Origin of the sequence: Pseudarthrobacter cellobiosi, assembly GCF_023913755.1 — a bacterium.
Classification (GTDB): domain Bacteria; phylum Actinomycetota; class Actinomycetes; order Actinomycetales; family Micrococcaceae; genus Arthrobacter; species Arthrobacter cellobiosi.
Map to the genome: position 1 here is coordinate 61545 of NZ_JAMXBJ010000050.1, position 21717 is coordinate 83261.

The following is a 21717-nucleotide window of genomic DNA, read 5'->3' on the forward strand; positions in this document are numbered from 1 at the left end:
CGCGGCCGCGGGTGAGTGCCCCGCCCTCCCAACTGAGTAGCGCTATCTGTCGTTCTGGAGCCTCAAAACGTCAGATAGCGCTACTCAGATCAGCCGTGCTGGCGTCACCCCTCAGACGTGCTGTCCGAACCAGGTGAGGGTGTCGTTCCAGGCAGCTGTGGCCTGGGTTTCGTTGTAGCGCTCGCCGGTGTCGTTGTGGAAGGCATGGTCGACGCCGGGGTAAACGGTGAGCTGATGCGTCACGGTGGTGGCGTCCAGGGCATCCCGGAGGGCCGGCATGGCACCGGTGATCCGCTGGTCACGTTCTGCATACACGCCGAACGCCGCCGCCTTGATGGCCGGCACCTTGTTCAGGTCCGGCGCCGGCCCATAGAACGCGGCGGTGGCCTTCAGTCCGGCCAGCTCGGTTGCCGCCTGCCAGGTGATGCCGCCGCCGAAACAATACCCGTTCATGGCGATGCGTCCGGAGTCCACGAAGTCCTGGGCCTGAAGGTAGTCAAAGGCAGCGGCGAAGTCAGCAACATGGCTCTGTGCCCCGGCTCGGGTCAGTGCACCCGACACGGCGTCCGAGTCAAGGCTGGCGGTGCCTCCCTCCCTGCTCAGCAGGTCAAGGGCCAACGCCGCATACCCGGCCTTGGCAAAGCGCCGGGCAACATCCTGGATGTGAGGGGTCAGCCCGCGGTTCTCGTGGCAGACCAGCACCGCCGGGCCGGCTGCCCCGGAGTCGGGCCGGGCGAGGTAACCGCTGATATCGGTTCCGTCGGCAGCGAACCGGACGGTCGCCGTCGTAAGCCCCCCGGCGCCCTCCGGGACCGAGAGCGGACTTTTGGCCCCCGGATCAGCACCGGCAGAAGCGGTGCCGGTGCCCGCCGTCGATGACGGGGTGGGTGTGGGCATGGGGTCGGTGCTGCGTGGGACTTCCTCGGGTGTGCATCCAACGAGCAGCATCGCGCCCGATGCCGCCGCCATGCTTCCAGTGATGAATGCGACCCTGCGGGTAAAGGTGCGGTGGGTCATTGCGCCGGCGCGGTAGTCGTCGAAGAATTCCTCGATCAGGTACCGCTCAAACTTTCCAAGCTGGACCATGGCTGGCCTCCTCGAGTGAGGCTCATATCCTTCTCCGAAGCGGGCAGACCTGCAAGGGGTCCCATGCGCCCGGTCAGAACTGCTCGGCCGGGATGGACAACCCGAGGTCGAGAAGTCCGCGGCCTGCCTGTTCCAGAATGGGATCCATGGTCAGCGAGGCGTGGTTGAGCAGTACATTGACATCGCGCTGGATCCGCTGGAGCGGGTGCGTCAGCCGGTGCACACTCCCGCCGGATCCCGTCAGGATGAGGCGGACAGCCTCGGCCGACGCCGCGCCGCTGAGACCCAGCGAAAGCCGGTACCGCGCCCGCTCCTCATCGGTGAAAGCCGCAGGCCGGCGATCGAAGGAGGCGGCCACCACCCGGACAGCTTCCTGCCAGTGCAGCCGCGCGGTGGCCACCTGCCCGTAGGCCTGCGAGAACCGGGCCTGCGCGAGCGGCGAATCCGCCTGCCGCGCCTGCGTTGTCTGCTTGACCTTACGCACCATCATCAAGTCTTGGAACACCTCGATGGCGTGCTCAGCAGCCCCCAAAGCGGCGGCCGGGGCAACCATGTTCAGGAACGTGGCCATGGGGGTGTGGATGCTCGGATCCGGGTGGATGCGACTGCCGGGATTGTCAGCGACGGCCAGGAGATTCCATTCCAGGGCACGGTGCGCCGGGACAAAGAGGTTCTCCGCGCGGAGATCGTTGCTCCCGGTCCCCCGCAGGCCGGCCGTGTGCCAGACGTCCAGGAGGTCAAGATCGGACACCGGTACCAGGCACTGCAGGCGGACCTCGCCGTGCTGCACGGCCAGGAGCGCCCACTCGGAGTGCATGATGCCGGAGGCGAAGCTCCATCGGCCCGAGACGGTGTAACCGCCGGGAACCTTCTCTGCTTTACCGGGAGGGGCACCGGTGGCGGCAGCCAAGGGGGCCGGCCCGTTGGCGAAGACTTCATCCTGGGCTTCCTGCGGCCAGCGGGCCAGCATCCACACGTGTTCCACCAAGTGCCCCACGCTCCAGGCCGTGGAGACACATCCCTGGGCAAGGCGGCGAACCACCTCCACGTAGGTTTCCAGCCCCATGCCGAAGCCGCCCACGGCCTTCGGCGCAAGCATCTGGAACACGCCCGCCACCTTCAGTTCAGCCATGGTGGCTTCCGGAATGCGGCGGATCTCCTCGGTTTCCGCGGCACGCTCCCGCAGCCGGGGAATGAGGGCATCCACCCGGGCCAGCAGCTCGTCATGGGAAGGAATGATCACGGCCGGAAGGAAATCCGCCGGCAGGATCTCGGCCGGAAGCTCGATGGTGTGCGCTGTATGGCTGCGTTTCGCGGCCAGGTAGCGGTGATTGGCCGCCGAGAGGTGCACTCCGGTGGGGACCTGCTCCGAGACGTCAACGCCGAGGTCCGTCAGCTGCCCTACTTTGTCCGGGTTGTTGGTGAGGAGGCGGATCCGGCCCGCGCCAAGCGCGCCGAGCATCTGGGCTGCGGCGCTGTAGTCCCGCTCGTCCTCGCCGCGGCCCAGGGCCACGTTGGCTTCGTAGGTGTCGAGTCCGTTGTCCTGCAGGGCGTACGCGTCGAGCTTGGAGTACAGGCCGATGCCGCGCCCCTCCTGCCGCAGGTACAGCAGGAAGCCCCCGACGGCGGCAATCTCCTCGACTGCCTCGCGCAGCTGGGGTCCGCAGTCGCAGCGCTCGCTCCCGAACACGTCGCCCGTGAGGCATTCACTGTGCAGCCGGACCAACGGCGCTGTACCTTCCGGCCCCTGGTCCAGGAGCGTCTGCTCCCATTCGCCGAGGGCGAGCAACAGGTGCTCCTTACCGTCGGCCAGTCCATGGAAGGTTATGATCTCGGCTGTGGCCGCGAAGCCGTCAGGGAAGCGAAGTGGGACGGTGACCTGGCTGCGCACGGTGGCCGGTTGTTCGAATGGCCGCGCGACGGTCTCGGACATGACGGTCATCTGGGCTCCTCAGGAAGTCTGGCAGTACTTGAATGTTGAAGTAAATGCTACCGATCATTACTTCACGATGCAAGTGATTTGAGCGACATAAAACTTCATTCATGAAGTAAAGCGCGTAGACTCACCCTATGGAACGTGCCGAGGAACCGCGATGGCTGAACGGCGAGGAACGCGACGTCTGGCTGACGCTGGTCGCTGTGATTATGAAGCTTCCCGCCGCCCTGGACGCCCAACTGCAGCACGACGCTGGGATGAGCCACTTCGAGTACATGGTCCTGGCCGGCCTGTCTGAAGCTCCGGCCCGCACACGCCGGATGAGTGATTTGGCGGGCTTTACCGAGTCCGGACTCCCCCGGCTGTCCCAGGTGGTGAGCCGGCTTGAAAAGCGGGGCTGGGTGCAACGCTCTACGGATCCTTCCGACGGACGCATCACGCTGGCCACGCTCACCGACGAGGGCTGGACGAAAATCACCCAAACCGCCCCGGGGCACGTGGAGGCAGTCCGAGCGCTTGTGTTCGATCCCCTCACGAAGGCACAGTCACGCCAGCTGGGGAGCATCGGCAAACGCATCATGGGCGCCATTGACCCAGAGGACCGCTGCCTGCGCGAAAGCGCCCCGCTCTGAAATGAGCAGGGCGCCGTCGGACGGTCAGGCGTAAACGGTTGTCAGACCCGCGCACTCTGGTGCGTGAAGGTCGTGACGGCCGGGCGCAGCGCAGCCACCGGCTCCATGCGCACATAGGCCTCGCCCGGCGCCGGACGGGCGTCCGCCTCTCCCTTGTTGGGCCAGAGAGAGAACGCGCGTTCCGCCTGGGCCGTGATGGACAGCGACGGGTTAACGCCGAGGTTGGCCGAGATCGCTGCACCGTCCACGATGTGCATGCCAGGGTAGCCCCAGACCCGGTGGTAGGGGTCAATGACGCCGCTCTCCGGGCTGTCGCTGATGCAGGCGCCGCCGAGGAAGTGGGCGGTGAGCGGGACGTCGAAGATTTCCCCCAACGTCGCTCCGGCGTAGGTCCTGCGCCCGCCGCGCTCCTGCAGGAGCCGTGCGATGACGCCCATCGCCCGGTGGCCCGGCTCGATGTAGGTCGGGTTTGGCTCGCCGTGCCCCTGCCGGGAGGTCAGCTTGCGGCCGCCGAAGAGCCGCCGTTTGCCCGATACCGTCAGCGAGTTGTCCCGGGTCTGCATCACGAGGCCGATGATGGTGCGCTCGCTGAACTTCCAGGGGGTCGGCTCGATGCTTGGGATCGCCAGCGGATTCTTGAGCGCGACGCCGATGAACCGCACCCAGCGTGGCAGCCGCCCATCACCCGGCACCGCCAGCGTCGAGAGGGCCCCCATCGCATTGGAGCCCTTGCCGTAGCGGACGTTTTCGATGTGCGTGTCCTCGGCCGGGTGGAACGAGGCCGTGATGGCGACACCCTTGGTGAGGTCCATGCCTTTCGGCGGGCGATGGGACGTCATGGCACCGAGCAGCGCCTCAGAGTTGGTCCGGGTGAGAACCCCCAGGCTGTCCGAGAGCCCGGGCAGCTGCCCGCCGTCGCGCATCTCGTGAAGAAGCGACTGCGTCCCCCAGGTACCGGCCGCAAACACCACGTGCCTGGCGGTGAGGACCTGCCGGCCCTTGCCCCGTTTGGTCCAGGACCCCGTGCACTCGGTGACGATTTCGTACGCCGGCGCTTCGGCGTCGGTGAGCGGGCGCACTTCGACGACGGTGCGCAGCGGCGTCACGCGCACGCCAATCTTTTCGGCCAGGCCCAGGTAGTTCTTCGTCAGGGTGTTCTTCGCGCCCACGCGGCAGCCCACCATGCAGTTACCGCACTCCGTGCAGCCGGTACGCTCAGGCCCGGCGCCGCCGAAGTAGGGGTCCGGGACGCGGACACCCGGCATGCCGAAAAACACGCCCGTGGGCGCTTTCTTGAACGTGGGGCCAACGCCGAGCTCGTCCGCGGCGGCGCGCATCAGCTGCTCCACCGGACCCTCGCACGGGTTGGTCACCACCCCCAGCATCGACTGACCCATCCGGTAATGCGGCGCAAGCTCGTCCTGCCAATCCGTGATGTGGCCCCACTGCCTGTCCTGAAAGAACGGCGCCGGAGGGATGTAAAGGGTGTTCGCATAGTTGAGGGAGCCACCGCCGACGCCGGCGCCCGCCAGGATCAGTGCGTCCGGGAGCCTGTGGATGCGCTGGACGCCGAAGCAGCCGAATTTCGGGGCCCAGAGGTACTTGCGGAGGTTCCACGATGTCTTGGCGAAGTCTCCGTCCTCGAACCTGCGGCCAGCCTCAAGCACGTGCACGTCGTAGCCCTTCTCGGCGAGGCGCAGCGCTGCGACCGAGCCGCCGAAACCGGAGCCGATGACAACGACATCGTGGTCAACGGCCGGTCCGGCGTCCCGGGCGTTCACTTCTTTCCCCCTCTCTTGAGCGCGCGCAGGAGGGAGGTCAGCATTCTGGAGTGGTCGCCGTCGGACATTCCGAACGCGGGCCCGAACGGCAGCAGGTGCTGGGCCGTCACAGTCTGGCTCTCGGTGAAGCGCAGGATGCCCTCGGAGCCGTGGCGGCGGCCCACCCCGGAGGCTTTCATGCCGCCCATGGGCGAGCCGGTGCTGCCCCAGGCGACGGTGTAGGAGTCATTGATACTCACGGTGCCCGTTCGGATCCTGGCCGCAAGCTCCCGGCCGTGGCGGACACTGCCCGTGAACACGTTGCCGTGCAGGCCGAACTCGGTGTCGTTGATGAGCTGGATGGCCTCGGCATCGTCCGCCACGCGGTAGATCGCCACAACGGGACCGAACGTCTCCTCGTTCCGGCACAGCATCGACTCGGCAACACCGGCCAGCAGGGTGGGCTCGTACACATATGGGCCGAGGTCCGGGCGGTGCCTGCCGCCGGTGAGGACGGTGGCGCCGTGCTTCCTCGCATCCTCAACGTGGGCCGAGACTGTCTCAAGCTGGGAAGCCGAAGCGAGCGAGCCCATGTCATTGCCGTAGTCGAGCGCTGTGCCGACCTTCATGGCCTCCACCGCGGCGATGAGCTTTGCGGTGAAGGCGTCCGCCACCTTCTCGTGCACGATGACCCGCTCTGCCGACATGCACAGCTGTCCCGCCGATGCGAAGCAGGTGCGGATGGTTCCGGTCACGGCCTTGTCGAGGTCGGCGTCGTCGGCGATGTACACACCGTTTTTCCCGCCGAGCTCGAGGGAGTAGCCAACGAGCCGGCCGGCAAGGGATTCGGCCACCTTGCGGCCCACGGGCGTCGAGCCGGTGAAGCAGGCGTAGTCGGCCCGGTCCAGGACGGCCTGGCCGATGCGGCGGTCGCCAAGGACCACCTCGAGGACGCCCTCAGGAAGCCCGGCATCACGCAGCATCTCGACGCCGAGGAGGGCCGACAAACTCGCCTGACGGTCTGGCCGCAGGACGACGGCGTTGCCCGCCACGAGTGCGGCGATCGCGTCGGTGACGGCGAGGCTGAAGGGGTAGTTCCACGGCGAGACGATGCCCACCACACCCTTGGGATGGCGCAGCTCGCGCGCCTGGGACAACACCGGGTAGGCACCGGAACGGCGGCGGGTCTTGAGGTAGCCGGAGGCGGCGCGGCCGTAATGGCGTGCCGTGACGGCAACGTCGGCAACCTCTTCGAAGGCGTGGCCCCGGGACTTGCCCGACTCGAGCTGGATGAAGTCGAGGATCTCGGCCTGGTGGTCAAGGACGATGTCATGGAAGCGCTCCATGATCCCCTGGCGATCCTTGAACGACGTTCGGGCCCATTCGACCTGGGCTTGCCCCGCCCGGGCGTAGGCCTCCGCGACGTCAGCCTCAGTAGACAGCGGCAGGGAAGCGAGCGGGCCGCCGGTGAGCGGCGTGTGAATCAGTTCAAGTTGGGCGTCCGCGGTATGCCGGGCATGGGCGACAAGGATCCGCACGCGGGCCGGATCCACGGCGAAGGTTTCGATGGGCGCGGTGATGTGGCTGGCCAGCGTCTCTGATGACATGGACAAAGAGTACCTGATAGTTGAATATCGGTTTTGTCATTCCACGCCAGGGCGCTTCTCATCTGTAGGCGTCACGACGGTGAGCAATTGATATCACCTCGATCAGAAGGACGTCGTCAATGATCCGGTAGATGACCCTGTATTCGCCGCGTCTGGCTGAGTAGAGGGGATACAGGGGCTCCTGCAGCTGCTTCCCTAGCCGGCGAGGGTTCTCGCGGAGCGCACCCGTTATGAACTCGAACGCTGCCGCCGCCACTTTTTCCGGCAGGCCATGCGTCAGTGCGCGCCGTGCAGATTTCGAGAACCGGACGTCATAACCGGCGCTCATTCCGTTCCGGTTGCAGGCCGCATGTCAGCCTTTACCTGCTCGGCGTTGAAGGTGTCACCACGTTCGAGATCATGGAGACCTTGGCCGATCTCTTTGACAAGCCTGGCGTCCGAGAGAATGGCCACAGTCTCCAACATTGCATCGTAGTCATCGGCACCCAGGAGCACAGCCGCCCGCAGTCCATTCCGGGTAATCTCGAACCGCTCGTGCGTCGTGGACGCCCGCTCCACAAGGCGCGAGAAATTTGATCGTGCTTCTGCCACCGGGAGTGTTGTCATGTACATAATTCTAGCGCACATGGCGCGACCCGGGTGGGATGGCCCGGGTACGGATATTGACGCGACGGCAGCGGAACTGCACCACGGTTCCGCTGCGAGCGCAACATCGTAGCTGCACCGTTCATGGCCGATAATGACGCCCACTGCGGTTCTCGAGGCACAGTGCCAAACGGTCGCCTAGCCTACCCACCCCGCACGCGAGGAAGAACCGGCTGGGTGCAGTCTGTAGCCTTGAGGCGTGGGACATTCAGCGGTCATCATCGGCGCGGGAATCGGCGGCCTGAGCACGGCACGGGCCCTGAAGCGTCACGGCTGGGCAGTGACAGTTTTGGAGCAGGCTGCGGCCCTGCCGACGTCGGGCACCATGCTGGGCATGTGGCCGGCCGCCATGAAGGCCCTCGACGATATTGGTGTTGACGCCTCGCGCCGCACTGACGGTTGGGCGCACATTGCTGCCGACGCAGGAACCCGACTGTGGACGCCGGCGGGGCGGACGTTGCTGACAGCCCCCGGGGGCGCCGACCTGAACCTGGTCTCCCGGCCCGCGCTGCTCGCTGCGCTTGCCCGGGACATCGACGTCAGCTTCAACACGCAGGTCATCGAGGCCGAACAGCTGGACGATGCGGAGCTGGTGGTAGGTGCGGATGGCACGTTCAGCCGCACCCGGCAGCGGATGTTCGATGACCGGTTCCCCGCCCGTTCCCTTGGAGCCGTCGCATGGCGGGGAACCGCCAAAGGCGCCGTGGCCGAATTCGGCGAGACCTGGGCTCCCGGCGCACTGTTTGGCATCACACCGGCGGGTCCTGATGCGACGAACTGGTATGCATGCATCCGCGCCGATCAGACATTTGACGGACCACACCTGCCGCACATAGTGGACCATTTCGGCCCTTGGCACCGCGGCGTGCGGGAGCTGATCGGCGGGATCGAAGAGAAGGCAGTCCTGCATCACGGACTCTTCGAGACGCCGAAGTTGCCGCGGTACGTCACCGGAAAGACAGCGCTGGTGGGCGACGCCGCCCACGCAATGGCGCCCTTCCTTGGACGCGGGGCCTGCGAAGCCATCCTTGATGGTGCCTCGCTGGGGCGGTCCGTGGCGCAGGCTTCCTCTGTCGAGACGGGTCTCGCGGTGTTCGACAAGGAGCGCCGGGCGCGGACTCAGCGGCTAGTGCTGGCCTCGCGCCTGACAGGCCAATTCGCCATGATGGATACCGGCTCAGGAATCCGGAACGCCGCGGTTGGTGCCGTCGGCCGGCTGGTGAAGCCCAGGCCACGGCGGGATCCCACGCTCCCCCGCCAGTAGGGGGCGTCAGTCACGCGGGCGCATGAGCGGCGGATTCAGCACGGCATGCGTGGGCTGGCCTGCTGTGGGGCGGGCCGTTTCGGCGAGCCTGAAGAGAGCCGCGGGGCGGCCGGCGTCGCCCGCAGTCATCCGTCCGGTGCTCTCCAGAAAACCAGGTGTTCCCGTGGCCTTCCGGTGGAAGTTCCTGGGGTCGAGGCGGGTATCCCAGACGGCCTCATAAACAGCACGGAGCTGTGCCACGGTAAATTCCTCACTGCAAAAGGCCGCCGCCAACGGCGAGTATTCGAGCTTTGATTTCGCCCGCTCCAGGGCATCGGCAAGGATCCGCTCATGGTCGAAGGCGAGCTGCATTTCGCCTCTCAGGACCTGGCTGACCGGATACCAGCCGGCGTGTTCGGCGTCGCTCCCGGCGGACAGCACCGGGAAGTTGGGCGCGAGCAGCAAGTGAGCCACGGTGAGCACATCACCGCGAGGATCGCGCCCCTTCGGGCCATAGCTCCCCAGCTGCTCCAGGTACCCGGGGACGTGCTCGACGCCGGTCTCTTCAGCAAGCTCGCGGGCCGCAGCAGACGGCAGGTCCTCGCCAGCCAGCACAAAACCGCCCGGGAGGGCGAGTGTTCCGCGGAACGGGTCAATGAGCCGGGTGATGAGCAGGACGTTCAGGGTGTCGTCGGCCACGGTGAGGGCGACGACGTCGACCGTCACCGGGAAGCGCGCGTGCTTCGGGCGAGATTCAGGCATGACCCCATCCTAGGAAATTATCGTCAGATTGACAATAAGTTCCGGCGGCGCCTATCGTTTGATTATCGTCAAAGTGACGACAAGAACCGTTGAGGAGAATCCCATGGCCAGCATCAAGAACTACCCCTGGATCAGCCACTTCCTGGGCAGCCCCACCGGCTACGTCGTCCACCTCCAGAAGGGCTCGGTCCGCCACGAAGGAGTGGGCCAGGCGTTCTGGTACCGCCCCGCGGTCTCCGTGCTCAGCGAGGTTCCCGTCGATGACCAGGAACTGCCCACTCTCTTCCACGCCATCACCCGGGACCACCAGGACGTAAGCATCCAGGCAAACGTGACCTACCGCTTCATCGACCCCGTGGCCGTCTCCAGCCGGCTCGACTTCGGCCTCCAACCGGCCGGTGCAGGTCCCGCGACCGGCAGGGACCAGGTGGCCACCATCATCGGCCAGCTATGCCAGAGCCACGCCATTGACCAGATCGCAACCACCACATTGGCCGAGGCCCTGGAGCGCGCTGTCAGCCAGCTCCGCACGGTCCTTACCGACGCGCTGCGCTCGGACGCCCGGCTCCTGTCCACAGGCATCGAGATTCTTGGCGTGCAGGTCCTGGCCGTCCGGCCGGAGTCGGACGTCGAGAGAGCCCTCCAGACGCCGGTCCGCGAACAGCTCCAGGCCGAAGCAGACCGCGCCGTCTACGAACGCCGGGCCGTCGCCGTCGAACGTGAACGGACCATTTCCGAGAACGAAATGGCGAGCCAGATCGAACTGGCCACCCGCCGCGAACACTTGGTGGCCCGGGAAGGCGCCAACGCACGGCGTGCGGCCGAGGAAAAGGCGGCCGCGGGACTGATCGACGCGCACGCTTCGGCCGAACGGCAGGGCATCAGCGCCGACGCCGAAGCGAACCAGATCCGGCTGCTGGGCGAGGCTGCTGCCGCACGCGAGGCCGCCAGCATGGAGGTCTACCAGGACGTGGACCAGGCCACCCTTCTGGGCTTGGCCCTCCGCGAGGCAGCCGGTTCGCTGCCCAACATCGGGAACCTCACCATCACCCCGGACCTGCTGAGCGGGGCGCTGGCCGGGCTGCTCCGGGAGCCATTGGGCGGCACGGCCTTGGCTGATGCAGGCCGCATAGCTGCAGGCACCACCGGCAACGCCGGGAAGTAGGATCCCGGCATGGCAAATCCACGCCTTGTCATCGTCCACCGACGGACCGAGCTCCAGGAACTGCTGGACCGGCACGCCACGCGCGGACAGGCCGAACTCTTCCTCCGCACGCGGGGACGCAACATCCAGGATGTCCAGGGGCGACATGACAGGATCACCGTCGCGCTGGAGACGGTCCGGGCCGTAGTTCCGGCCGAATGGCGTCACGCCGAGGTGGAGCGGACGGACCTCAGCCGCTTCCTGCTCACAGCGGAGGACATCGTGGCCGTGGTGGGCCAGGACGGGCTGGTGGCCAACGCGGCCAAGTACCTCAACGGCCAGCCGGTCATCGGGATCGATCCGGAGCCCGGAGCGAATCCCGGCGTCCTGGTCCGGCACACGCCCAACGAGGCAGCAAAACTGCTCCGGGAAGCTGCCCTGGTCGGGCCGGAACGGCTGAACAGCCGGGAGCTCGCCACCGTGACAGCGCGCCTCGATGACGGGCAGGAACTCTCGGCGCTCAACGAAATCTTCGTCGGGCATGCCTCGCACCAGTCGGCCCGGTACCAGCTCACCACCCCGGGCAGCCGGACCGAACGGCAGTCCTCGTCCGGGCTGATCGTCTCCACCGGCACCGGGGCCACCGGCTGGTGCGCTTCCATCGCCCTGGAGCGTGGAGGGCGCGCGCTGCCGGCGCCGGCGGACGCCCAGCTCGCGTGGTTCGTCCGCGAGGCCTGGCCCTCCCCCATCACCGGAGCCTCCCTGACGGAGGGGGTGCTGGACGCGGGCGAGACACTCCGGATCACTGTGGCATCCGACCAGCTGGTGGTTTTCGGCGACGGCATGGAATCAGACCGCCTGACCGCATCCTGGGGCCAGGAAATCACGGTGCGGTTGGGCGAAAGGCCGCTGCGGCTGGTGATGTAAGCAAGTTGTCTGGTCAATCCGGCTCGCGTGTGTTGTGATTTTGACTAGTCGAGGAATAGCGCCGGAAATCCCCGGCTCCACGGCGGCCTCATCGTTACGACAAGATGGCAACGCGTGAGGAGGCGAGACGATGGCATCCATGGACGGAACCGTGGCACTGGTGACGGGCGCCGCCGGCGGCTTGGGAGGCGCTGTGGCATCCGGCCTTGCACTTCCGGTCCCGCCACGACCGGCTCGACGTGCTGGTCAACGCAGCGGGCGTGTTCCGCAAGGAACGTCAGGTAACCCGCGATGGGCTCGAACTGACCTTCGCCACTAATGTGCTGGCCTACTTCCTGCTGACCAACCTGCTGCTGGACGCGCTCACGCACCGCGCAGCCGCACCACCCAGCAATTCCCGCATCGTCAACATCGCGTCCCGGTATGGCAATGCCAGGCTGAACTTCGACGACCTCCAGACTGCAAGCGGCAAGTACAGCTACCTTCGCTCGACGCCGCCCACAATGCTGGCCCGGGTACTGCTCACGCAGGAGTTCGCTGAGCGTCTGCGCGGCTCAGGCGTGGTCGCCAATGCCGTCCATCCGGGACTGGTCAAGAACACGACGCTGCTGCAGGACGTCGGGGGCCCATTCCGCTGGATCACGAACACGTTCGGAGCGCCGGCAGAAAAGGCGGCGGATACACCGCTCTGGCTCGCCACGTCACGCGAAACAGCGGGAGTCTCAGGAAAGCTATGGGCCAAGCGCAAGGAGCTCCCGACGCCCGGAATGGGATCGGACCCCGAAGCCCGGAAGCGCTTGTGGGACGCGTGCGCGCACCTGGCCGGGATGCCCTGACGTTGAGCCTGTTGGAGCAGGCTTCAGGATCAGACATACCGTCCGAATCAAGTAGCCGAGTGCAACACCATCGAACGAGGGCAATGTGAAAGATGAAGACCTGCGGGCCAGACAGTCCTGCGTTCGCAGACGCCATCAAGTGGTTGTATGCAGCCATCGACCCCATGAAGCCTTTCGCTAGAAAACAAATGGGCAAGCCCTTCGTGGAAGCACCGCCGGAAGGTTTGTGGTGGGCGGACGACATCCAGGACTTCATCCACGGAAACCGAGACAAACTGAACTGGCGGATGATGATCGTCTTTGAACCGGGCTGGCTGACGGCGGCGATGTTTGAAGGATGCCGTCGATAAGGCGAAAGCAAGCATGGGTGAACCGCCGGCCAGCCTGCGGAGCGAAAGCTTTCACGAAGGCCTGCGCCCAGATCATGCACGTGGGGCCGAACAGCGGGGAGGTGCCGACCCTTGCCAGGCTGCACAGTAAGTTCCTGCCCGCCCATAACCTGGTTCCAAACGGGAACCACCAGGAGATCTACCTGGACGACCCCAAGTGAGTGGCTTCGGGGAAGCTAAGGACTGTGCTGCGTCAGCCAGTACGTCCATCGGGATAGGCCCCGACACGCTCAACGACCAGCATCCCTTCGGCTGAGGATGTCATTCATAGCCGGGACGTAGCCTCGGCGTCGTGAACGTACTCGATCTGTCCCACCATGGCTTTACTGTGCTCACCAGGTACGACCGCTCCTGGTACAGCCGCTCCGGCGGGACCGCCGTCGGATAACTGGTGAAAGTGCCGCTTTCACAATTGGCTCTGATCCACGCAAGCAGGCCTCAATACCAGAAGATCGGCAGCCAGTCGCGGTTGTGCGCGTGCACGAGTGCGAGGAACAGCACGAAGTCGAAGACCAAGTGCACCGTCACAACATAGGTGAACGACTTGGTCAGCTTGAAGGTGTATCCCTGCAGCAGCGCGAACGGGAACGTCAGGAGCGGTCCCCAGGCCATGTAGCCGATCTCCCACAGGAAAGACGAGAAGACCACGGCCTGCAGGATGTTGGCGAGCCAGTCCGGGAAGTGCCGCCGCAGGAGCGTGAAGGTGGTGCAGATGAAGAACAGCTCGTCCCAAATTCCAACAGCGTTCACGCCGAGAAAAAGGCGCCAGAAGATGGTGGGGTCGGACGCGTCCGGCCAGTTCTGATACACCTCCGTGCGTATCAGGTACACAGGCAGGATCAGGTAGCCGAGTGCTACAACAGCGATCAGGTACAGCTTCGCTGACAAAGGCCATTTGCGGCCCGTGTTTACCGGAAATTTGATGATCTTCTCGCGGTAGACGAACCGCGACACCAGCCACGGCACCAGCACGGCCAACGCGAGGGCACCACCCATCAGGGTCATGTGCGGGATGCTCAAATCCGCGTTCAGCGGAACCAGGCTGATGATCACCATTCCCGCCGCAATCAGCGCGAGGTGCCGCACGAATTCGCGGTCGATCAGTGCGGCCGTGACCAGGCTCAAAACCAGCACGCTGTAGCCCACGAGGTCATTCTCGACGCCGAATAGCAACACCCCGGACGCCGAGAGCAGGACCGCTGGCACCAACTTCCAAGTGAGCGCGGTACGGGGTGGCTGCGTCGAGACTAAGGTCACAACACAAGCATGTCAGCGACTGCGGCTTCTGGGAAAGATGGCCGCGCCCGGTCAACGCCTGGGCGAGGCCCCCCAGGCTCTGTTTCCCCTGCCCACACACGGTTTTCCGGAGTACGATGTGGGCGTCGGCAGGATTCCTGCGACTCCTTGCCGCCAGGCCGGTTCTCCATCTGAAGAGCCGGCAGTTTGCGTGAAAGGGAGACCAATGACTACCGCTTCACACCCCGCTCAACACCACATGATGGGGTTGACGCTTCACAACACCGCCATAGGCACTGGTGCCGTTTTCCTGCTGGTTGGAGTCCTCGGGTTTATCCCGGGAATCACCACCAATTACGGCGCCATGACCTTTGCCGGACATGAGTCCGGGGCCATGCTGCTTGGAGTCTTCCAAGTGTCCATCCTGCACAACATCGTCCATCTGCTGTTTGGCGCGGCCGGCATTGCGATGGCCCGGACAAACTCGATGGCCCGCTGGTTCTTCCTTGGCGGCGGCGTTGTGTACCTGCTGCTGTGGATCTACGGCCTGGTCATCGACATGAACGCGGCCGCCAACTTCGTCCCGTTCAACACCGCCGACAATTGGCTGCACCTGGTTCTGGGCGTTGGCATGGTGGGCCTGGGCCTCTGGCTCGGCCGGGATGCCATGGAGAAGATGAAGGGAAGCCCTATGTAGCGCCTCCACGGTTCGTGGAAAACCGACGACGGCGGCCGTCCCCCGGGGCGTGAAATCCTCGGGACGGTCGCCGTGAGTCCCCTCGGCGTCGGCGGCTGCTGACGCAGCCCTAACACAGCCGAGCAGTACCGGGTGATCCTGAGGTGACGCAGTGAATGACGCATCGAACAGTGGACGGCCCGAAGGTGAACCGGTCTCCCTCTGGGTCGCTACCGCCGGAACCACCGATTATCCCGTCCTGCGCGGGGATCTGGAGGTGGACGTCGCGGTTATCGGGGCGGGCATCGCCGGGCTGACCGCCGCGTTGGCGCTCAAACGCACCGGCCAGACCGTCGCGGTCATCGACGCCGCCCGCGTCGGAACCGGCGTCACCGGCCACACCACCGGCAAGGTCACCTCCCTTCACCGCCTTGCCTACACGGACCTTGCACGCAAACACGGCGACGAAACCGCCCGCACGTACGGGCAGGCCAACCAGTCCGCAGTCGAACACGTCGCGCAGCTGGTGGCCGAGGAAGCCATCGACTGTGACTTCCGCCGCGTCGCCAACTACACCTACGCCGAAACCGATAACGCGCTCGACCTCGTGCGCGGCGAAGCCAACCTTGCGGCCCGGCTCGGCCTTCCCGCAGCCTTCACCACCGAGGTGCCGCTGCCCTTCCCGGTCAAGGGTGCGGCCCGATTCGATGGGCAGGCGCAAATCCATGCCGTGAAATACCTTCAGGGTCTGGCCCGCGTGGTCGATGGTGAGGGCAGCTTCGTCTTCGAGCAGACCCGGGCGGAGCGAATCCACGACGGCTCCCCGGCCGTCGTCGATACCGGACACGGCACCGTCCGGGCCCGCGACATCATCGTCGCCACGAATGTGCCGTTCAGCGGCCAGGGCCTCTTCTACCTGCGGTGTCATCCGCACCGTTCCTATCTTGTCGCCGGACGCGTGGACACCCCACCGCTGGACGCCACGTTCATCAGCGTCGACGAACCGATGCGGTCCATTCTGACCGCCAGCGTCAACGGTACAAGCTACGTGCTTACCGGCGGCGAAGGCCACCGCGTATCGGAGCCCGGCGACACGGCCGAGCGGTACAACAGACTCGCAGCCTTCGCCCACGACCGCCTCGGCGTGGACAAGGTCGCCTACCGCTGGTCAACACAGGACGGCATCCCGCTCGACGGGCTGCCCTACGCCGGTCTCATGTCCCCCACTGCCAAACACGTGTACGTGATCACCGGTCTGCGCAAATGGGGCCTGTCCAACGGAACCGCCGCCGCTCTCATTCTCACTGACACCCTCAGCGGCCGGGAGAACCCCTGGGCCTCGGTGTTCAACAGCAACCGGATTACCCCGGCAGCCAGCGCGCGACGGTTCATGAAGGAGAACATCAAGACCGTGGCAACTGTCCTGGCCGGCAAACTCCGCGGCCGGCCCGGCCACACGGAGCTGTCGCCGGGTGAGGGGACAGTCATGACAGTCAACGGCGAGAGCACGGCCGTCTACAAAGACGCGGACGGGCAGGTCCACGCCGTCTCCGCCACTTGTACCCATCTGGGCTGCACCGTCGGCTTCAACACCGCCGACGCCACCTGGGACTGCCCCTGCCACGGCTCGCGATTCAGCACCGACGGCACCGTCATCCAAGGGCCGGCCGCCAAAAACCTCCCACCCGCACCGATGCCCTGACGACCCACTATCCGCTGCCGGACCGTACCTTGGGCTTGGTACGCACCAGGCCCGCAGCGGCCAGTAGCGCTCCGGCTCCTTCAGCCACGGCGCTGAGCGACTTCTCAAAAAACCACACAGGCTCATACATGGCAGGGAAGGGTCCGAAGGCCGGGATATCCACATACCGGTACAACACCACGGCCACGAATGCGCTCAGGGCCACCACCAGGGCCAGGGCAAAGGAGGCTCTGCTGCCGCGGAACAGAACCCACAGCGCCGTCAGCACCGCCGCCGCCGATTCGAGATAGAACAAGTTGCCTTGTCCGATTCCGCCAGGTGAGGCCGCCTGGTAGCCGGGGGCCAGATAAATATGGACCCCGGCATCGATGAACAAAGCCAGTGCTGTCAGTACCCTCAGTGCCACGTTCATTTGACTATCAGCGTCCCGCGCATATTGGGGTGATACGTGCAAAAGTAGGGGTAGGACCCGGGTGCCGACGGCGCTGTGAACGTGGCCGTCCCGCCGCTTCCCCGCACATCCACGTCAAATGCCTGGCCCTGGTCCGCGGTGACGGTATGGCCCGCTGAATCCATGTTGGTGACCGTGACAATTGTGCCCGGCGCAACGGTCAGCGGCGCGCCATACTCGAAGTCCTTGATGGTGATAACTGGCGCTCCAGGGGTGACCGCTCCCGTCGTCGCTGTCCCCGGCCCGGGGGACGCCGCGGGACTTCCGGCGCCGGAGCCGCAACCGCCCAAAAGGAGCGCCGCCATCAGCAGCACTGTGGCCTTGGCCTGAATCGCTCTCACGGTGACCGTCCTCGACTCCGGAAACCAGGGCCGGCCAGGCCCGGCCTGTCCTTATTATTGTGCGCGCATCAGACGGAAATGGCGCCTGCGGTTCGGTGAAGGGCGGCCGACGGCGGTGCTGCCGCAGGCGGCGCCTGGCAGCCGCCGCAGCGACGGAGGCAGCCGAGCGGGACTAGCGAATAGCCGACAGCCTACTGCTGTAGACATCGCGCCGATGACCAACGGTGACAACAACCACCAGCAGCACATCGTCCTGGATTGTATAAATGATCCGATAGTCGCCAACCCGGACCCGAAATCCCGGACGTCCACGCAAGGCGATGGCCTTGGGCGGTCGCGGATCGGACCCGAGGAGTGCGATGGCGCCGTGGATACGATCGCGGTCGTTCGGATGGATCTGTCTGAGGGCCCGAAGGGCCGCAGGGCGCAGCTCAATCCGATAGCTGGTCATACCCAGCCAAGATCGACTTTCACCTGGGCCCAGGGGATATTTTCGCCCTCTTCGGCCATCGCCTCGTCGAACGCTGCGATATCTTCGACTTCTTCCAAGGCGTCGAGCATCTGCTCGTAGCGCTCCGGGGACACGAGAACGGCTGCCCTTCGCCCCCGGCGCTCAATGAATACCGGCTCCGATTCAGCCACTCTGACGAGTTCCGGCAGATGGGAACGCGCGTCGGTGATGTTGATGGTGGACATTCTTCAAATGTACACCTGTGGTCACCAAGCGTACATGTAAGCCCTTGGGTCGCCGCCTTCGACCAGACGGACAGCGCTTCGAATCTGGCTGTCAGTGACCCGGCGTCAGCCCGGGGTGAGGACGCAGAACTCGTTACCCTCAGTGTCGGCGAGGCATACCCATGGCACATCGCCCTGGCGGACGTCGGCGCCCGTGGCGCCCAGCGCCCGCAGCCTGGCCACTTCTGCCGCTTGATCATCACCCGGGTACGGCATCACGTCGAGATGGACACGGTTCCACACCGTCTCCACGCCAGACGTGCGAAGTAATTCCAGATACGGCCCGACGCCCTTGGCCGAACGCAGCCTCGCATGGTCGTCGTTCACCTCGTGCACGGTCCAGTCCGTGGCCTCGCCCCAGAACCGGGCCAGGGCCCGCGGATCCGCGCAATTGACCACCACCGTGGCAATCGGCCCGGCGTCCCGGTAGATCGGTCGCGGCTCCAGCACACAGAACACATTGCCCTCCGGGTCGGCTAGGACTGTCCACGGCACATCACCCTGGCCCACATCCGCGAGCGTCGCACCGAGCTCCAACAGCCGCGCGACCAGCTCCGCGTGATGGGCCGCAGAGGTGGTGGCCAGATCGAGGTGCGCGCGGTACTTCACTGTCTCGGGGTCCGGGACGGTGACGACATCGATGCAGACGGCGGCGGGGTCCGGCCAGGCAAAGCCCACGGGCTCAACATTTGTCACCCGACCCTATACCCACGTAAATACCCGATACCGGAGGCACGCCCTTGCCCGGGCCATTATCGCGGAGTCTTTACTCCAATGCGTCGTCGAGTCAACAATGGCTCTTACAACGGCCTCCGCTGGCTTGGCAGCGCGCCGCCCAACCGACTGCCGCCCCACCGGGCTGCCCTACACAGGAGCGCTGACATGAACGATCCGACAGCCACATCCCAGACAACCTCGGCGGTATCTGATCGCGCCGCCCGGCTGGCGTCGATCCCCTCCTTTCAGCGGGTTAGCGCCTACATCCGGGAGTACAGTGCCCGCGGGACCGGGCAGGTGCCGGGCTGCGACTTCACCTTCGGCAATCCGCACCAGATGCCGGCTGACCGCTACGTCAATACGCTGCGGGACGCGCTGACTCCTCAGAATGATCAGTGGTTCGCCTACCAGACCAACGGCGAAGCCGCCCGGGAAGCAGCCGCTCAATCCCTTCACAGGCTGCTGGATGTGCCCTTCCGGACGGAGGATATTTACCTCACCACCGGTGGCTTCGCCGCCATCGCCCTTGCGCTGAAGACCGTCGCAGATCCCGGCGACGAGATCATTTACAGCCTGCCGCCCTGGTTCCTATACGAGCCGCTGATCCTTGAAGCCGGGCTCGTACCGGTGAAGGTGAAAATCAACACAACCACGTTCGACCTGGACCTCGATGCGATCGAGGCCGCCATCACGGAACGCACCCGGGCCGTGATCGTCAACTCGCCCAACAATCCCACGGGGCGGATTTATCCACCCGAATTACTGGTCCGGCTGGCCGAACTGCTGGAGGCGGCCTCGGCCAGGCTTAGACGGCGGATCTACCTAATCTCGGACGAGGCCTACAACCGGATCGTGTTCGACGGCTTGCGATTCCACAGCCCTGTGGAGTTCTACCCGCACACGCTTCTGGCCTACTCCTACGGCAAGACCCATCTCTCCCCAGGCCAGCGCGTCGGCTACCTGGCGTTGCCGCCCACCATGCCGCAGCGGGATGAGATGGAACCGGCTATCACTGGCCTGCAGGTGGCGATGGGCTGGGTGTATCCGAACGCCCTGCTGCAGCACGCGCTTCCCGAACTGGAGAAGTTCACCATCGACGTCGGCCAGTTGCAGCGGCGCCGGGACCGTCTCGTCGATGTGCTCGGCGGCATGGGGTACCGCGTCCGGCGGCCGGAAGGCACGTTCTACCTGTATGTCACGTCCCCCATTTCGGACGATGAGGCGTTCACCAACTCACTTGCCCGCCGGGATGTCTTCGTGTTGCCGGGCGTGCTGTTCGAGACGCCAGGCTTCTTCCGGATCTCCCTGACAGCCAACGAGGACATGATCGAACGCAGTTTGCCGGCGTTCGAAGCGGCGATGAGGGAAAGCAGCCCGTGATTCAATCACGTCGCCGCCCCGGGCGCCATGTCGAACGCGACACACCCTCGGACTGGTCGCCCGGCAGGACGTCACCGGAGCCCAGCTGGTTGTCGGCAAACATGCTGAGGTCAGCTTTGCGGCCGCTTTCATCTTTGGCTGAGAAGTAGAAGGGATTCGAGCTAGCCTTCCCCGCCTAGGTCTCCCACAATACGTCCAGGAGCAGGTAGGTTCCGTTCTTCGGCGTTGACGCAAACGCAGTCGTGGTCACCGTGTCCGTCCGCACGGCGGAGACGATCGTGATTCTGGCGACGTTGCCGTTATGCATTTCACGGTGAAGGGTGTCCCCACCGCCGGTCCCGTGGGAGCCGCCGGTGCGGGGCGGCCGATGGCGGTGTCAGCGCGGAGGCGCAGATGCGGGCCTCGCGAACAAGCAAACGTTAGCCTGACCGGAGAGCGCGAAGGGTCCCGCACGTATCAGCGTGGGGGACCCTCCTCATATGGGCTCAACAACCAACAGGGGGTGGACTAGAAGTCCCAGTCGTCGTCCTCTGTGTTCACCGCTTTGCCGATGACGTACGACGAACCGGACCCGGAGAAGAAGTCGTGGTTCTCGTCGGCGTTCGGGGACAGGGCCGAGAGGATGGCCGGGTTCACGTCGGTGACGGAAGCCGGGAACATGGCCTCGTAGCCCAGGTTCATCAGTGCTTTGTTGGCGTTGTAGTGCAGGAACTTCTTGACGTCCTCGGCCAGGCCAACGGAATCGTAGAGGTCGTGAGTGTACTGGACCTCGTTCTCGTACAGCTCGAAGAGCAGTTCGAACGTGTAGTCCTTGATCTCCTGCTTGCGCTCCTCGGAGAGGCCCTCAAGGCCCTTCTGGAACTTGTAGCCGATGTAGTAGCCGTGGACGGCTTCGTCGCGGATGATCAGGCGGATCAGGTCGGCCGTGTTCGTCAGCTTGGCCCGTGAGGACCAGTACATGGGCAAGTAGAAGCCCGAGTAGAACAGGAAGGACTCCAGCAGCGTGGAGGCCACCTTGCGCTTCAGCGGATCGTCGCCCTGGTAGTAGTCCATGACGATCTGGGCCTTCTTCTGAAGGTTCACGTTCTCAGTAGACCAGCGGAATGCCTCGTCAATCTCCTTGGTGGAGGCCAGCGTGGAGAAGATCGAGGAGTAGCTCTTGGCGTGCACAGACTCCATGAACGCGATGTTCGTGTAGACGGCTTCCTCGTGCGGGGTGATAGCGTCCGGAATCAGCGAGACGGCGCCGACGGTGCCCTGGATGGTGTCCAGCAGGGTCAGGCCGGTGAACACGCGCATGGTGAGCTGCTGCTCGTCGGGGGTCAGCGTGGCCCACGACTGGACGTCGTTGGACAGCGGGATCTTCTCCGGCAGCCAGAAGTTGTTGACCAGACGGTTCCAGACGTCTACGTCCTTATCGTCCTGGATGCGGTTCCAGTTGATCGCTTCGACGTGGCTAAGCAGCTTGACCTTCTCGGTCATGTCATCCCCTAAAAGTTGGGTTATTCTTTG

The 21717-nt window shown here is 65.2% G+C and carries 25 protein-coding genes; 10 read left to right on the plus strand and 15 right to left on the minus strand.

Annotated features, from left to right (window positions below):
- Positions 1-111: 111 nt before the first annotated feature.
- Both NG696_RS17645 and ribA read right to left on the minus strand, forming a co-directional pair.
- Positions 112-1086 (minus strand): dienelactone hydrolase family protein, encoded by a 975-nt coding sequence (locus NG696_RS17645; RefSeq protein ID WP_252576280.1) that lies wholly within the window; start codon positions 1084-1086, stop codon positions 112-114.
- Between the two features lie 73 nt (positions 1087-1159).
- Positions 1160-3028: a GTP cyclohydrolase II RibA gene (gene ribA / locus NG696_RS17650; RefSeq protein ID WP_305884621.1), complete on the minus strand. Its 1869-nt coding sequence runs from the start codon at positions 3026-3028 to the stop codon at positions 1160-1162.
- A 128-nt stretch (positions 3029-3156) separates the two neighbouring features.
- Between ribA and NG696_RS17660 the strand changes: the two genes are divergently transcribed.
- Entirely contained in the window at positions 3157-3654 is a 498-nt protein-coding gene (locus NG696_RS17660; protein WP_252576281.1) for a MarR family winged helix-turn-helix transcriptional regulator, read from the plus strand.
- A gap of 41 nt (positions 3655-3695) precedes the next feature.
- Here the strand turns inward: NG696_RS17660 and NG696_RS17665 are convergent, their stop codons facing one another.
- From NG696_RS17665 to NG696_RS17680, 4 genes are read right to left on the minus strand one after another with little or no spacing between them, the layout of a single operon-like run.
- Entirely contained in the window at positions 3696-5435 is a 1740-nt protein-coding gene (locus NG696_RS17665; protein ID WP_252576282.1) for a GMC oxidoreductase, read from the minus strand.
- Positions 5432-7021: a succinic semialdehyde dehydrogenase gene (locus NG696_RS17670; RefSeq protein ID WP_252576283.1), complete on the minus strand. Its 1590-nt coding sequence runs from the start codon at positions 7019-7021 to the stop codon at positions 5432-5434. The genes NG696_RS17665 and NG696_RS17670 overlap by 4 nt, the downstream gene beginning before the upstream one ends.
- Positions 7022-7079: 58 nt before the next feature.
- Complete coding sequence (locus NG696_RS17675; RefSeq protein ID WP_252563411.1) at positions 7080-7349, minus strand: type II toxin-antitoxin system RelE family toxin; 270 nt, start codon at positions 7347-7349, stop codon at positions 7080-7082.
- On the minus strand, positions 7346-7627 hold the full coding sequence (locus NG696_RS17680) for a type II toxin-antitoxin system Phd/YefM family antitoxin (RefSeq protein ID WP_252563408.1): 282 nt from the start codon (positions 7625-7627) through the stop codon (positions 7346-7348). The genes NG696_RS17675 and NG696_RS17680 overlap by 4 nt, the downstream gene beginning before the upstream one ends.
- Before the next feature lie 238 nt (positions 7628-7865).
- Between NG696_RS17680 and NG696_RS21015 the strand changes: the two genes are divergently transcribed.
- Positions 7866-8930, plus strand: a complete 1065-nt coding sequence (locus tag NG696_RS21015) for an FAD-dependent oxidoreductase (protein ID WP_252576284.1) — start codon at positions 7866-7868, stop codon at positions 8928-8930.
- 6 nt (positions 8931-8936) lie between these two features.
- Here the strand turns inward: NG696_RS21015 and NG696_RS17690 are convergent, their stop codons facing one another.
- Positions 8937-9671 (minus strand): NUDIX hydrolase, encoded by a 735-nt coding sequence (locus tag NG696_RS17690; RefSeq protein WP_252576285.1) that lies wholly within the window; start codon positions 9669-9671, stop codon positions 8937-8939.
- A gap of 103 nt (positions 9672-9774) precedes the next feature.
- Between NG696_RS17690 and NG696_RS17695 the strand changes: the two genes are divergently transcribed.
- From NG696_RS17695 to NG696_RS17715, 5 genes are all read left to right on the plus strand, one after another.
- Positions 9775-10836, plus strand: coding sequence for an SPFH domain-containing protein (locus tag NG696_RS17695; RefSeq protein WP_252576286.1), 1062 nt, complete (start codon positions 9775-9777; stop codon positions 10834-10836).
- A 9-nt stretch (positions 10837-10845) separates the two neighbouring features.
- Positions 10846-11742 carry a diacylglycerol kinase catalytic domain-containing protein gene (locus NG696_RS17700; protein ID WP_252576287.1) on the plus strand — a complete coding sequence of 299 codons (897 nt, stop codon included), beginning with the start codon at positions 10846-10848 and terminating at the stop codon, positions 11740-11742.
- 206 nt (positions 11743-11948) lie between these two features.
- A complete protein-coding gene (locus NG696_RS17705; protein ID WP_252563395.1) occupies positions 11949-12578 on the plus strand; it encodes an SDR family NAD(P)-dependent oxidoreductase in 630 nt (209 codons plus the stop codon).
- 188 nt (positions 12579-12766) lie between these two features.
- Complete coding sequence (locus tag NG696_RS17710) at positions 12767-12928, plus strand: hypothetical protein (protein WP_252565599.1); 162 nt, start codon at positions 12767-12769, stop codon at positions 12926-12928.
- 17 nt (positions 12929-12945) lie between these two features.
- Complete coding sequence (locus NG696_RS17715; RefSeq protein ID WP_252576288.1) at positions 12946-13128, plus strand: GyrI-like domain-containing protein; 183 nt, start codon at positions 12946-12948, stop codon at positions 13126-13128.
- Between the two features lie 277 nt (positions 13129-13405).
- Here the strand turns inward: NG696_RS17715 and NG696_RS17720 are convergent, their stop codons facing one another.
- Complete coding sequence (locus NG696_RS17720) at positions 13406-14224, minus strand: CPBP family intramembrane glutamic endopeptidase (protein ID WP_252576289.1); 819 nt, start codon at positions 14222-14224, stop codon at positions 13406-13408.
- A 205-nt stretch (positions 14225-14429) separates the two neighbouring features.
- On the opposite strand from NG696_RS17720, the gene NG696_RS17725 reads away from it, so the two are divergent.
- Both NG696_RS17725 and NG696_RS17730 read left to right on the plus strand, forming a co-directional pair.
- Complete coding sequence (locus NG696_RS17725) at positions 14430-14900, plus strand: DUF4383 domain-containing protein (protein ID WP_252565602.1); 471 nt, start codon at positions 14430-14432, stop codon at positions 14898-14900.
- Between the two features lie 151 nt (positions 14901-15051).
- Positions 15052-16581 (plus strand): FAD-dependent oxidoreductase, encoded by a 1530-nt coding sequence (locus NG696_RS17730; protein ID WP_252565605.1) that lies wholly within the window; start codon positions 15052-15054, stop codon positions 16579-16581.
- Between the two features lie 7 nt (positions 16582-16588).
- On the opposite strand, the gene NG696_RS17735 is transcribed toward NG696_RS17730, so the two are convergent.
- The 5 genes from NG696_RS17735 to NG696_RS21025 all read right to left on the minus strand — a co-directional run bounded on the left by NG696_RS17735 (position 16589) and on the right by NG696_RS21025 (position 18804).
- Positions 16589-16993, minus strand: coding sequence for a hypothetical protein (locus NG696_RS17735; protein WP_252565607.1), 405 nt, complete (start codon positions 16991-16993; stop codon positions 16589-16591).
- Positions 16990-17373: a cupredoxin domain-containing protein gene (locus NG696_RS21020; RefSeq protein WP_252565609.1), complete on the minus strand. Its 384-nt coding sequence runs from the start codon at positions 17371-17373 to the stop codon at positions 16990-16992. Before NG696_RS21020 ends, NG696_RS17735 begins: the two co-directional genes overlap by 4 nt.
- Before the next feature lie 172 nt (positions 17374-17545).
- Positions 17546-17824 (minus strand): type II toxin-antitoxin system RelE family toxin, encoded by a 279-nt coding sequence (locus tag NG696_RS17745; protein ID WP_252565611.1) that lies wholly within the window; start codon positions 17822-17824, stop codon positions 17546-17548.
- Positions 17821-18069 carry a type II toxin-antitoxin system Phd/YefM family antitoxin gene (locus tag NG696_RS17750; RefSeq protein WP_252565613.1) on the minus strand — a complete coding sequence of 83 codons (249 nt, stop codon included), beginning with the start codon at positions 18067-18069 and terminating at the stop codon, positions 17821-17823. Before NG696_RS17750 ends, NG696_RS17745 begins: the two co-directional genes overlap by 4 nt.
- Positions 18070-18174: 105 nt before the next feature.
- Positions 18175-18804 carry a VOC family protein gene (locus NG696_RS21025; RefSeq protein ID WP_252576290.1) on the minus strand — a complete coding sequence of 210 codons (630 nt, stop codon included), beginning with the start codon at positions 18802-18804 and terminating at the stop codon, positions 18175-18177.
- A 186-nt stretch (positions 18805-18990) separates the two neighbouring features.
- On the opposite strand from NG696_RS21025, the gene NG696_RS17760 reads away from it, so the two are divergent.
- Entirely contained in the window at positions 18991-20205 is a 1215-nt protein-coding gene (locus NG696_RS17760) for an aminotransferase class I/II-fold pyridoxal phosphate-dependent enzyme (protein ID WP_252565617.1), read from the plus strand.
- Positions 20206-20380: 175 nt separating this feature from the next.
- Here the strand turns inward: NG696_RS17760 and NG696_RS20845 are convergent, their stop codons facing one another.
- Both NG696_RS20845 and nrdF read right to left on the minus strand, forming a co-directional pair.
- Positions 20381-20512: a hypothetical protein gene (locus NG696_RS20845; protein WP_256472332.1), complete on the minus strand. Its 132-nt coding sequence runs from the start codon at positions 20510-20512 to the stop codon at positions 20381-20383.
- A 200-nt stretch (positions 20513-20712) separates the two neighbouring features.
- Positions 20713-21687, minus strand: coding sequence for a class 1b ribonucleoside-diphosphate reductase subunit beta (nrdF, locus tag NG696_RS17765; protein ID WP_024368367.1), 975 nt, complete (start codon positions 21685-21687; stop codon positions 20713-20715).
- Between the last annotated feature and the right edge of the window lie 30 nt (positions 21688-21717).